General features: G+C 74.2%; 8 protein-coding genes. 2 read left to right on the top strand and 6 right to left on the bottom strand.

Annotated features, from left to right (window positions below):
* Positions 1-645: 645 nt before the first annotated feature.
* Positions 646-1,179, top strand: a complete 534-nt coding sequence (locus ACFPIJ_RS33510; protein ID WP_380121093.1) for a hypothetical protein — start codon at positions 646-648, stop codon at positions 1,177-1,179.
* Entirely contained in the window at positions 1,176-5,510 is a 4,335-nt protein-coding gene (locus tag ACFPIJ_RS33505) for an HAD-IC family P-type ATPase (protein WP_380121091.1), read from the top strand. The genes ACFPIJ_RS33510 and ACFPIJ_RS33505 overlap by 4 nt, the downstream gene beginning before the upstream one ends.
* A 737-nt stretch (positions 5,511-6,247) precedes the next feature.
* On the opposite strand, the gene ACFPIJ_RS33500 is transcribed toward ACFPIJ_RS33505, so the two are convergent.
* From ACFPIJ_RS33500 to ACFPIJ_RS33475, 6 genes are read right to left on the bottom strand one after another with little or no spacing between them, the layout of a single operon-like run.
* Positions 6,248-7,060, bottom strand: a complete 813-nt coding sequence (locus tag ACFPIJ_RS33500; RefSeq protein ID WP_380121088.1) for a DUF427 domain-containing protein — start codon at positions 7,058-7,060, stop codon at positions 6,248-6,250.
* A complete protein-coding gene (locus ACFPIJ_RS33495; RefSeq protein WP_380121086.1) occupies positions 7,057-8,106 on the bottom strand; it encodes a 2-oxoglutarate and iron-dependent oxygenase domain-containing protein in 1,050 nt (349 codons plus the stop codon). The genes ACFPIJ_RS33500 and ACFPIJ_RS33495 overlap by 4 nt, the downstream gene beginning before the upstream one ends.
* Before the next feature lie 12 nt (positions 8,107-8,118).
* The gene (locus ACFPIJ_RS33490) at positions 8,119-8,772 is read right to left on the bottom strand and encodes an alpha/beta fold hydrolase (RefSeq protein WP_380121085.1); all 654 of its coding nucleotides are present in this window, start codon (positions 8,770-8,772) and stop codon (positions 8,119-8,121) included.
* On the bottom strand, positions 8,769-10,697 hold the full coding sequence (locus tag ACFPIJ_RS33485) for an ABC transporter ATP-binding protein (RefSeq protein ID WP_380121083.1): 1,929 nt from the start codon (positions 10,695-10,697) through the stop codon (positions 8,769-8,771). The genes ACFPIJ_RS33490 and ACFPIJ_RS33485 overlap by 4 nt, the downstream gene beginning before the upstream one ends.
* A complete protein-coding gene (locus tag ACFPIJ_RS33480) occupies positions 10,694-11,515 on the bottom strand; it encodes an ABC transporter permease (protein ID WP_380121081.1) in 822 nt (273 codons plus the stop codon). Before ACFPIJ_RS33480 ends, ACFPIJ_RS33485 begins: the two co-directional genes overlap by 4 nt.
* Before the next feature lie 31 nt (positions 11,516-11,546).
* Complete coding sequence (locus ACFPIJ_RS33475; protein ID WP_380121079.1) at positions 11,547-12,500, bottom strand: ABC transporter permease; 954 nt, start codon at positions 12,498-12,500, stop codon at positions 11,547-11,549.

Genomic DNA, 12,500 nt, shown 5'->3' with positions numbered 1-12,500 from the left:
GCCGCCGGCACCAACATCATCCGACTCGCCCAACACCGGCCCGACCCACGTCGACGGCCACGAAGCCGTCTTCAACAGATCTTCCGCATGAACGACTGACCCCAAGATCACCAACAGCATCCGGAGATTGCGCCAGAGCCCGGAACTCGCGAACAAAACCAGCCAACTCATTCTGAACTGAGAGCTCTAAGCGCGAGCGGTCGGAAGCCTCTGAGCAACGACTGCCTCGCCCCCGGCGGGCTGAGGTCGCGGTGCGGTGCCCGCCGAGCGGTTGCCGGCGCCGTGTGGCCTGCCGCCGGGGGCCGGGACGGGTGCCGGCGATCGGCAAGAAGACGCAGGCCACGGCGTTGTGCGCCACCCGGAGACCACCTTGATGTTCCTGTACTGTTCCCCGCAGTTCACCCGCCGCACCTACGGTTCCGGCGCACACCGCGAAACACCGAAGGAGCGCCGCCATGTCCGAGTTGCTTGCCGCGATCGCGGTCGAGGTGGTCAGCGCCCTGCTGATCTCGCTGATCGTCGCCGCGTTCCGCCGCCTCGTGAGCCGTCCCGCCTGAACGAGCCGTGATCCCGGGTCTGTTGGTTGATTCCGGGCCGTCCGGGTAGGGCCGCCTGTCTGGACGAATCCGGCGGAGGTGCTCACCCATGACAACCACAGCAACGAGCTCACCGACCCGCCCGCGGAAGCGGGCCACCGGTTCACGCGCTGCCGGGACGTCGACCACGCAGCCCCGGCGCCGCAGCCCCGCGAAGGAGACCGGTCCCACGACGAAGGCCTCACGCCCGACCCGGGCGAGGAAACGCCCGGCCGCCGGTGAGACCGCCCCGCCCAGGAGCGAGTCCGATCTGGTGACCTGGGCGGAAGTCCCGATGCCGCACGTCAAGGTGCCGGTGGTCCACGTGGCCGGGCCGAGGGCACGGTCGGTCGTCACGAATGTGGGGTGGACAGCGCGAACCGTCGCGAATGCCGTCCCGGCGCCGAAACAACTGCTGTACTACGGCGGTGTCGGCGTGCTGACTGCGGTCGGCATGCTGGAGTGGCCCGTTGCCCTCGCGGCCGCCGCGGGTGTCTGGGTGGCGACCCACAGCCGTGAGCGTGCCGAGCCGCAAGGCCCGGCGGAGGTGCCGCAAGGTAAGACACGGGCCGGCGCCCGTCTCGCCGCTGCCACAGCACGGTGACAGCGACGCCGACCAGCCGGCCGTTCGGCGGCCGGCGGACGGCGTGGGCCCGGGACGGCCTCGCCCACATCGAGGTGCGGCACCCCCGGGACCTGATCGGCGCCGAGACCGGCGAGCTGCTGGAGAAGGCGCTCGGGACGCTGCGCGGCGTCGACTGGGCGGCGTGGAACGCCGCGCTCGGCCGGCTGCTGATCAGTTACGACGAGGACACGCTCGGCCTGGACGACCTCGTCGAAGCGGTCGCGTCCGCCGAGTCCGACCACATCCCCGTCGCCGCTGACCGGGCGGCCGGGCTGCCGCAGCTCGAAGCGGAGACCCGGCAGCTGGTGACGCTCGTCGCCGACCTGATCGGCGCCGCGGGGGCGACCGTGGCGCAGGGTCTGCGGCTCCCCGCGGTGCCACGTGAGCTGGTCGCCGTCGTCGCGATGGTCGACCACATTCCGGGGCTGCGCGACCGGCTGCGCCGGGCCGTCGGCCGCGACTGGGCAGATCTGGCCGTCTCCGCGGCGAGCGTGGGTATCGACGCCGCGGGCCAGGCGAGGCTATCGGTGCTCGCGGACGCCGCCATGCGGGTCGTCCTGCTGCGGGAGGCGTCCGCGCAGCGGGACACGTGGCAGCGCAGAGCGGCCGAGCTGCCGCGGGAGGCGGGCGCGAGCCGCGCGGACCGCGTCGACGCCACGCGGGCGGCGGCGTTGCCCGACGGCCCGGTCGAGCGCTACGCCCGCCGGATCAGCACGCTGACGCTGCTCGCCTCCGGCGCGGTCGCGCTGCTGCCCGGTGGCGTCCGGCGGGCGGCCCGGGTGCTCGCGGCCGGTTCACCGGTCCCCGCGTATGCCGGTCGGGAAGCGTACGCGGGTGAGCTGGGCCGGCTCCTCGCCCGCCGGGACGTGCTCGTCCGTGACCCGGGCGCGCTGCGGCGCCTCGACCGGGTCGACACGGTGGTCATCGATGCCCGGGCGTTGACCGGGGGCCGGCACGTCATCACGCACGTGGTGCCGATCGACGGCACGGTGGAGGACGCCTGGGAGGCCGCGAGCCGGCTCGTCGACGGGCATCGCGGCGCGTTGCCGACGGACGAGGACACCGGCGGCTGGGCGCTCACCGTCCCGCAGCCCCCCGACACCGTGATCCCGGACGCCGCCCTGGAGGCCGCCCTGAGCGACGCACGCGCCTCGGACGGCAGGAAGGGCAAGGTGTATGCGCTGACCCGCAACCGGCGGCCCGTGGCGGCCGTCCTGGTCGAGTCGGCGCTGGATTCGTTGACCACCGCCGTGATCGCCGCCGGTCGCCAGGTCGGGCAGGTGCTGCTCGCCGGCGCGCCGGCCGAGGTCCGTCGCCGGGTGCCGGCGGACGGCACCGTGCCGGGAGGTTCGCGGCTGGCCGATTCGATCCGCGCGCTGCAGCGGGACGGCCGCGTCGTCGTGCTCATCGGCGAGCGCAACGACACCGCCCTCGCCGCGGCGGACTGCGGCTTCGGCGTGCTGCGGCCGGATCGCCGGCCGCCGTGGGGCGCCCACCTGATGGGTGGCCCTGGGCTGGAGACGGCCTGGCTGCTGCTCGAGGCGGCGACGGTGGCCAAGGCGGTGAGCAGACGCAGCACCCTGGTGGCGGCGCAGGGCACGGCGGCCGGCGCGCTGCTGGGCAATGTCGACGTGGCGCAGCGCTCCGCGCGCCGCGGGACGCTCGCCACCGGTGTCGCACTGACCGCCAACGTGCTCGGTGCGGTCTGGTCGGCGCGGGGCCTGGGCCGCCGTGCCGTGCCGGTGCCCGCCGTCGACGTCGCCTGGCACGCGCTTCCAGTCCCCGAGGTCATGCGGATCCTGGACACGTCGCCGGACGGCCTCAGCGAGGAGGCCGCCGGAGAGCGCCGGCGCGCCGAGGCCCCGGCCGGCGAGGCGTCGCCGGCGGCGCGGGGACTGCTCGGCACCGTCGTAGCCGAGCTGGACACGCCCCTGACCCTGCCGCTCGCCGCCGGTGCGGGTGTCTCCGCGATGATCGGTGCGAAGAGCGACGCGGTGCTGGTCGCCGCCGTCATCCTGGTCAACGCGCTGCTCTCCGGTGTCCAGGACATGGCCGCCCGGCGGGCCCTGAGCCGGCTGGTGAGCGCGGCGACGCCGCGGGTCCGGTTGCGCCGGGCCGGTGCCGACCGTGCCGGCAGCATCGAGGAGCTCGTGCCGGGCGATGTCATCCTGCTGGAGCCCGGGGACGCGGTGCCGGCGGATTGCCGCCTGGTCGACACCTCCGGCCTCGAGATGGACGAGTCGTCGCTGACCGGCGAGTCCATGCCAGTCGTCAAGAGCGTTGCAGGCAACCGCGCCGCCGCCGTCGCCGAGCACACCAGCATGGTGTACGCGGGGACGACGGTCGCCGCCGGGTCGGCCACGTGCATCGTCGTGGCGACCGGTGAGCGGACGGAGGTAGGTCGCAGCGCGCGGGCGGCCCTGCAGGAGCCACCGAAGAGCGGCGTGCAGCAGCGGCTGCGCGAGCTCACCAAGGCGTCGCTGCCGGCGGCGGGTGCCGGTGCGGCGGCGCTGCTCGCCAGCGGCCTGTTCCGTGGCCGGCTGACCGAGTCGATCAACAGCTCGGTCGCGCTCGCGGTCGCGGCGATCCCCGAAGGGCTGCCGTTCATCGCCACCGCCGCCGAGTTGAGCGCCAGCCGCCGGTTGTCCGAACGCAACATCCTCATCCGCGATCCTCGGTCGCTGGAGGCGCTCGGCCGGATCGACGTGATCTGTTTCGACAAGACCGGGACCCTGACCGAGGGTCGCATCGCGTTGCGCACCGTGTCCGACGGCCGTGAGCAAGTGCCGACCGAGGGGCTCACCCCGCGGCACCGGCAGATCCTCGCCGCCGCGCTGCGCGCGACCCCGGCGCCCAACGGACAGGGAACGTTGCCGCACCCCACCGACCAGGCAGTTGTGGCCGGCGCCACGGCCGCGGCCGTGTGCACCGACGAGAAGGCCAAAGGCTGGCAGCCCGTCCGCGAGCTGCCGTTCGAGCCGCTGCGCGGCTTTCACGCCGTCCTCGGCACGGCACCCACCGGGCAGGTGATCAGCGTCAAGGGCGCGCCGGAGATCACGCTGCCGCGCTGCGTGACCTGGCGCCTGGACGGGACCGCCCGGCCGATCACGCCGGCCGACCGGCGGGAGATCGAGGCGGAGGTCGACCGGATGGCCCGGCAGGGGCTGCGGGTACTCGCGATCGCGGAGCGGGCGGCGTCCGGGCGTGGCCGCCTCGACGACGAACGCGTCGACAACCTGGAGTTCCTCGGCCTCCTCGGGCTGGCCGACCCAACCCGGGCCACCGCCGCCGAGGCGGTCGACCAGCTGCGCCGCGCCGGCATCAAGGTCCTCATGCTGACCGGCGATCATCCCAGTACGGCGGAGGCGATCGCCGCCAAGCTCGACCTGCTCGGCAGCGGGACGGTGGTGACCGGGCCGGAGCTCGACGACGCCGACGACGCGACCGTCGACGCGCTGGTGGCCAAGGCCTCGGTCTTCGCGCGGGTGAGCCCCGGGCACAAGGTCGCGGTGGTCCGCGCGTTGCAGCGCGCCGGGAACGCCGTCGCGGTGACGGGCGACGGCGCCAACGACGCGCCCGCCATCCGGCTCGCCGACGCCGGCATCGCGCTGGGCGAGCAGGCCACGGACGCCGCCCGCCAGGCGGCCGACATGATCGTCATGGACGGCCGCATCGAGACGATCGCCGACGGGGTGGTCGAGGGCCGCGCCATGTGGGCGTCGGTGCGTGACTCGCTCGCCCTGCTCCTCGGCGGGAACCTGGGCGAGATCCTGTTCACCGTCGGCAGTTCCCTGATCTCCGCGACACCGCCGCTGAACGCGCGGCAGATCCTCTTCGTCAACCTCATGACCGACCTGCTGCCCGCGATCACGGTCGCCGCGCGGCCGCCGAAGCGCATCACCGCGGACCACCTCATCCGCGAAGGGCCGGAAGCGTCGCTCGGCGCGGCACTGACCGCCGACATCGTCCGCCGCGCCGTCGCGACCTCGACGGGCACCGCAGTGGCGTGGTTGGCGGCCAAAGCCACCGGGACGGCCACGCGCGCCAGCACCGTGGCGCTCGCCTCCCTCGTCGGTGCGCAGCTGGGCCAGACCGCGCTGGCCTCCGGCGGTGACCCGGCCGTCCTCGGCGCGGCCGGCGCCTCCGCCGCGGCGCTCGTCGGCGTGGTGCAGACCCCCGGCCTGAGCCAGTTCTTCGGCTGCCGGCCGCTGGGACCCGTCGCCTGGGGCATCGTCTTGGCGGCGACAGCCGCCAGCACGGCGATGGGGGCGCTGCGACTGCCACGCCTGCCGGAGCCCACCGGGTCCTGAACGCGGCTGTCCGTCAGGACAGGGACGCCCGGCGACATGCCCCGCGGGACGAGCGCCGCACGGCTATCCGGTAGGTGACACCCGCTGTGGGTATCAGGCGGTGCCGGGGCCCTGTACCGTGCCAATACTCATCGCACGTGGTGTGAGCTGCTGTTTCGTGGCCAGGGCGCCAGGATGGCGTGTGTATACGCGCTCAGGCATCCGGGCTGCTGACGACCGACTTCTTCCACATCGACACCATCGCGCTGCGGCGGTTGTATGTCTTGTTCGTCATGGAGAGAGCGCGCATGACGAGCTACGGAGAGCCGTATTCGCGACCTGCGTCGTCACGCACCGACACGCTGTCCGGCGTTGTCAGAGCTCTTATTCGACTGCAGCCTTCAAGACCCAGGAGGTGCGTCGAGGATGGCCGGGAAGGTCGGCACGCCCGGTAGACCACAGCAGCACCTGGACCGGATCCCCGGCCGGAGCGTCCGGAAAGAGCCGGCCGAGCACAGCGCTGCACAGCGATCCAGGCGGACGCCAGCGTTCCCAGCAGCTCCAGGCAAGCGTGCCGGCCGGGCGTCGCCAGTCCGCGGACCCGTGCGGGGTGAGTACCCGGACCATCTCGGCCACGGCGTGGTCGACATCGCGGTGGTCCATCACGGGCATGGGACGAGCCTTCCAGATCTTGCGCCACGAACGTGCCAGGCCCGGGACCGGCACACCGGCCCCGGGCGATGTGGGCGTTGCCGCGCTCAGTCTCCGGGCGACGTGGTCGGCACCGTGACCGCGAGCCGCTGGCTGAACGCCGTGACCGGCCGTTGCAGCTGGATCCCGTCCACTGTCAGGTCGACGGCCTCGTTGTAGAACGCGACGTACCCGCGGATCGCGCCGACCGCAGGCAGCGGGTCCGGGTACGACCAGGCCACGTTCGCCGGCGCCGAACCCGGTCCACGCACCGACCAGTACTCCGCCGTGCCCTTGTACGGGCAGCCGGTGTGCAGGTCCGTCTGTTCGAACAGATCCAGCCGGACGTCGGCACGCGGCAGGTAGTACCGGGTCGGCAGGCCGGTTTCGAACACCAGCACCGGCGCCCGGGTGTCCGCGACCGTCGTGCCGTCGATCCTGACGACGACGTGACGGCTGCTGGCAATGGCGTCGACCCGTTTGTGCGGGTCGCGCGGGTGCACGAAGATCTCCTCGTCCTCCTCGAACCATCGCTGCACGCCGGGTGCCCCGGCCGAGGACCACCGGAACCACTCGAAGGCGATGTGCCCCGCGAGGTCGGGCGCAGAGAAACGCCAGGCGGCGTTGCCGGCCGTCGCGCCGTCCACGGTGAGGTCGTAGAAGGTCGCACCGGCACCGTGCGCGGCCGCGGGTGGATCGGCGGACGGCCGGAGCAGGTCGGTGCGCACATCCTCCTCCGGAAACGCGTACAGCGGCACGACGCTGCCCGGTTCCCAGACCAGGACCGGCCTGCGGCTGTCGACGATGGTGAGGTCGCCGCGGCGGCCACGGACCCAGCGTTCGCTCGGCTCCCAGACGATGCCGCCGGCTGTCGTGCTCACGCGGGTTCCTCGACCGCCGCGACGTACGGCCGGCCCGCCTGCCAGGCCGCGACCTGCTCCGGACGGCCGAACACCTGAAGGTAGTCCTCGACCGAGCCCAGCGCCTCGCGGCCGACGTGGTAGGCGCCGAATTCCGCCTCACCGTCGCCGACAAAGCGTTCCAGCGGCTCCACGACGGTGTCGAAGCCGCCGTAGACGAAGAGGGCCGTGGAGCGGCGGGTGACCGTGCCGCCGGCGACGACCCGGTGCCGGCCCGCGGTGAGCAGGCCGTTGGTCCAGCGGGTCAGCAGCGAACCGGTGAAGACCTGCAGGGCGCCGGGCACGATCGGCACCGGAACCCAGGAGCCGTCCGGGCGCTGCCCCTGCAGGCCCGCGTAGTCGCCCTCCTGGTGCAGGACGGTCAGCACGGAGTTGTCGGCGTGCTCCAGCAGCAGCAGCTTCTCCTCGTCGGTGCCGCTGTCCGGGTGCGTCCACGTCGGATAGTCGTTGACGACGAACGTGGTGTACTCCGGCGTCTGCCACGGGAACGTCTCGACCGGCACGCCGAGCGCTCTCGCGTACAGCGACAGCACGCGGCGGGCCACGTCGAGGCTGGCGGCACGGTAGGCGTCGGCGAGCTCGCGCAGCTGCGGCTCCTGCGGCGGCCAGACGTTGGCGTGGGCGAACAGCTCCAGGTACTGCGCCGGCACCCCGGCGGCGGCCGCGGCCGCGGGGTCGTCGAACTGCCCGATGCTGAAGCGTTCCAGCTCCAGCCGGCCGAAGTCGTCGGGCCACTGCCGCCAGCCCCGGAACGGGTGGGCGGTCGGGCTGGCCAGGTGCTCCTTCTCCTCGCGGGGCAGGGCGAGGATCCGGCCGATGCTGCGGTGGAAGGCCTCGATGAGCTCGAGCGGGACGCCGTGGTTGACGACCTGGATGATGCCCAGCTGCGCACCGGCGGCGCGCAGCCGCGCCAGCTCGGCACTGTCCGGGTCCGCCGCGAGGGCCAGTTCCAGGTCGATGACGGGGACGGCGGCCGCCTCGGTGGGCGCGCTCGTGTCGGTGGTCATGGCGGGCTCCTCTCAGTGCAGGGCGATGTCGATGATGTCGGCGAGGGCGGCCGGGCCGGTGTCGGCGGTCACGGTGACCGAGCCGTGTGCGACGGCCTGGGTGAAGCGCTGGACCTCGGCGTCGGTGAGCTTGCCGGTCAGGCTGCGCACGAGCAACGGCGGGTGGCGCAGCGCCGGGAGGCGTTCCCACAACGGCTCGTCCTCCGGCAACGGGCCCGGCAGCGAGTCGATCAGCAACAGCCGGCCGACGACGGCCGGGTCCCGGTGCGCGGCGTGCAGCGCGACGCGGGCGCCGAGCCCCTGCGCGACGAGCAGCCGGTGCCGGGGCGCGAAGGAGCGGATGGCCTCGATGACGGGCCGGGCCAGCCGGGCCGCGGGCGGCGCCGGCGTCTCACCGTTGGAGCGGCCGTGGCCGGGAAGGTCCAGCGCGGCCACTGGTCTGTCCACTCTGGACAGCAGGGCGTCGAAGGTGCGGGCGTCGGCACCCTCGTCGTGCAGCAGCACGACCTCGGGGCTGCCGTGGCCCCAGACGACGGCGCTGACGTGGCCTCCGGTGGTGACGTTCACCCATCGACGGGCCACGGCCGGTGGATGCTCCGACGGATGTTCGGATGGGGCGAGCAGGTCGGCGAACTCGTTCTCGACCGCTCTGGTGGGCAGGGTCATCGGTGGGCTCCTCTGGCCGGGGTCAAGGGCTGGGTGCGGGGCAGAGCCTCGGATTCGAGGTGGCAGAGCACGACGTGGCCGGGTGTCCTCTCGGCGGCGGGCGGCCTGGTGGTGTCGCAGAGGCCGGTGATGCGCCGCCCGCAGGCGTCGAAGAACCGGCAGGCGGCCCCGGTGGTCGGCGTCGACGGGCCCGGACCGGCCGGGTCCGCGCCGACGAGGGTCGCCGTGTAGGGGTGGTGGGGGCCGGCGAGCACGGTCGCGGCCGGGCCGTGTTCGACGAGGACGCCGCGGTACAGCACCGCGACGCGGTCGGCCAGGTAGCCCACGACGGCGAGGTCGTGCGAGATGAACAGGTACGAGGTGCCGGTGCGCCCACGTTGCTCGGCGAGCAGCTCGAGCACGGCGGCCTGGACGCTGACGTCGAGAGCGGAGACCGGCTCGTCGCAGATGACCAGGGCAGGCTCGCCGGCGAAGCTGCGGGCGATCGCGACCCGCTGCTGCTGTCCGCCGGAGAGCCGTCCGGGGCGGCGGCGCAGCACGTCGTCGTCGAGGTGGGTGCGGGCGGCGAGCGTGGCGACGTCCTGCCGGCCGCGCAGCGTCCGCACCGCGCGCTCGAGGATGCGCCGCACCGGATGGCTCGGGTTCAGGGTGGTGTCAGGGTTCTGGAAGACCATCTGGATCCGCCGTCGCACGGCCGGGTCGCGGCGGCGGAGCCTGGCGGGCAGGGCGTCGCCGGCGAACCGCAGCGCTCCGGCGCCGCCGGGGTGCAGGCCGGCGATGGCGCGGGCGAGGGTGGTCTTGCCGCTGCCGGACTCCCCGACCAGCCCGACGACCTCGCCGGCGCCGATGCTCAGGTCGACGTGGTCCAGCACGACGGTCCGGCCGTAGCCACGGACCAGGCCACGCACCTCCAGCAAGGGCGCTGCCGGCGCCCTCGCCGGCTCGGGGCTCGCGACGGCGGGGCTGCCGGTTGCCGTCCCGGGGTGCAGGCAGCGCACGGCCCGGCCCTGGACGGCCTGCTCGTCGAGGGCGGGTTCGGCCGCCGTGCAGGCCGCGTCGGCGACCGGGCAGCGCGCGGCGAAGGCGCATCCGTGGCTCGTCTCGCCGAGCCGGGGCGGCTGCCCGGCGATCGGCAGGAGCCGGCGGACGTGCCGCGGAGCGCCGAGGCGCGGGACGCTGTCCAGCAGGCCGGTGGTGTACGGATGTGCCGGGCCGGCCAGGATCTCCGCGACCGGACCGACCTCGACCAGCCGCCCGGCGTAGAGGACCCCGACGCGGTCGCAGTGCCGGCCGACGAGGCCGAGGTCGTGGCTGATCAGCACGACGGCGGCGGACAGTTCCTCGCGCAGCTGGGCGAGGAGGTCCAGCACGCCGACCTGCACGGCGGCGTCGAGGCCGGTGGTGGGTTCGTCGAGGACCAGCAGTCTCGGGCGGGCCGCCAGCACCCCGGCGATCATGACCCGCTGCTGCTGGCCGCCGGACAGCTGGTGCGGGTAGCGACGGCCGGCGTCGGCGGGCAGTTGGACGCGGCGCAGCAGCTCGGCGGCTTCCGCCGTGGCCGCTCGGCGGCCGAGCCCGCGCAGTCGCAGCACCTCGGCGACCTGGGCACCGATCCGCATGGTCGGGTCGAGTGCGCCGGCCGCGTCCTGGTGGACGAACGCGACGCCGTCGCGACGCCAGCGCCGCAACTGGGCGGCGTTGAGCGCGAGGACATCGGTGCCGTCGACGTCGACCCGCCCGCCGGTGTGCCGCCCGCCGGGCTGGAGGTGCCCGCCGAGCAGATAGCCGAGCGTCGTCTTGCCGCAGCCGGATTCGCCGACGATGCCGAACGTCTCGCCCGGGCGGACGGTGAAGGACACCTCGTGCAGGACCGTGGCCGGGCCGTAGGCGGCGGACAGCGCTTCGACGCTCAGCCCGGTGCTCACGGCGCCTCCAGCCGGTGCCGCAGGGCGTCGCTGAGCAGCGCGACCGCCACCACGAGCGAGCCGATGGCCAGTGCCGGCGCCAGGACGGTCCACGGGGCCACCTGCAACCAGAGCCGGTTGTCGGAGACCGCGGCGCCCCACTCGGGCGAGCCGGGTGGCTGGCCGAGACCGAGGAAGGACAGGGTGGCGGCGGCGAAGACCGCGTCGCCGAGCCGCGTGGTCGCCTCGACCAGCACCGTGGCCCGGATGTTCGGCAGGATTTCGCGGAGCATCAGCGACGGCAGCGGCTCTCCACGCAGGCGGGCGGCGTCGATGTACGGCTTCTCCCGCTCGACGAGGGTGGCGGCGCGCACCGACCGGGCGACGATCGGCACGAACGCGGCCCCGACGACGACCACGACCACCGTGGGTGAGCGGCCGAGCAGCGCGATGAACAGCACCGCGGCGATCACGGTCGGGAACACCATGACCGCGTCGGCGACGCGCATGACGACGTCGTCGAGCCAGCCCCGGACGGTGCCGGTGACGAGACCGACCGCGGCGCCGACCAGGACGCCGAGCGCGGTCGCCAGCGGGGCGACGACGAGGACCGGGCGGGCGCCGGCGAGGACCCGGGAGAGCACGTCCCGGCCGAACTGGTCGGTGCCCAGCCAGTGGCCGGGACCGGGCGGGCGGAAGCGCAGCGCCGGGTCCTGCAGGGCGGGGTCGTGCGGTGCGAGCCAGGGCCACAGCACGGCGACGGCCGTCCAGAGCAGGACCACCGCGACCGGCACCAGCAGCCCCCGGCCGGCCCGCCGGGTGACGGCGGGCGCGCTCATGCCGGCACCCATGATGAGCGGCCCGAGTCGCTCATGCCGGCACCGCCAGGCGCACCCTGGGGTCGAGGAGCCGGTAGACGATGTCGGCGAGCAGCGTCACCGTCAGGTAGGCCACGCCGAGGACCATCGCGGTGGCCTGCAGTGTGGGCACATCCTTGTCGACCGCGGACTGCAGCAGCAGCGCGCCGAGGCCGGGGTAGTTGAACAGCAGCTCGACCACGACGAGCCCGCCGAGCAGGTACTGCAGCTGGACGCCGAGGGCGCTGGTCGCCGGCACGGTGGCGTTGCGCAGCACGTGCCGGACGAGGATGCGGCCCGGCGGCGTGCCGCGCAGCCGGGCCGCCCTGACGTAGCCGCCGTCGACGACCGCGATGGCGCTCGCCCGCACGTGCCGGGCCACGTATCCGGTGCACAGCAGCACCAGCGACAGCGCGGGCAGCACGAGCCGGCCGAGCACGGTCAGCGGGCCGTCGCCGGGTGCGGCCTGGGCCGAGACGGGGAACCAGTGCAGCTGCACGGAGAACACGACCAGCAGCACGACCCCGGTGACGAACTCGGGGGTGGCGCCCAGCGCCAGCCCGGCGCCGCTGATGGCGCGGTCGATCCAGGTGTCGTGGCGTGCCCCGGCCACGAGGCCGGCGGTCAGCGCGACCGGCACCAGCAGCACGAACGCGAACAGGGCCAGCAGGAGCGAGGCCGCGAGCCGGTCGCGGACCAGCGCGGCGACGGGCTCCTGCAGCGTGTAGGAGGCGCCCCAGTCGCCGGTGAGGAAGTGCGCGAGCCACCGTCCGTACCGCACCCACACCGGGTCGTCGAGGCCGAGCCCGTGGTTGTACCGCGCGACCGCCTCAGCGGTCGCCTCCCGGCCGAGCACGGTGCGGCCCACGTCGCCGGGCAGCACATCGGTGGCGAGAAACACCAGGATCGAGACCCCGGCCAGGGTCACCGGCACGGCGCCGAGGCGGCGGAGCAGGAAGGTCCGCAC

The sequence above is a fragment of the Dactylosporangium cerinum genome, from assembly GCF_042653625.1.
Lineage (GTDB): Bacteria > Actinomycetota > Actinomycetes > Mycobacteriales > Micromonosporaceae > Dactylosporangium > Dactylosporangium cerinum.
This window is presented reverse-complemented; position numbering and strand designations above follow the sequence as displayed.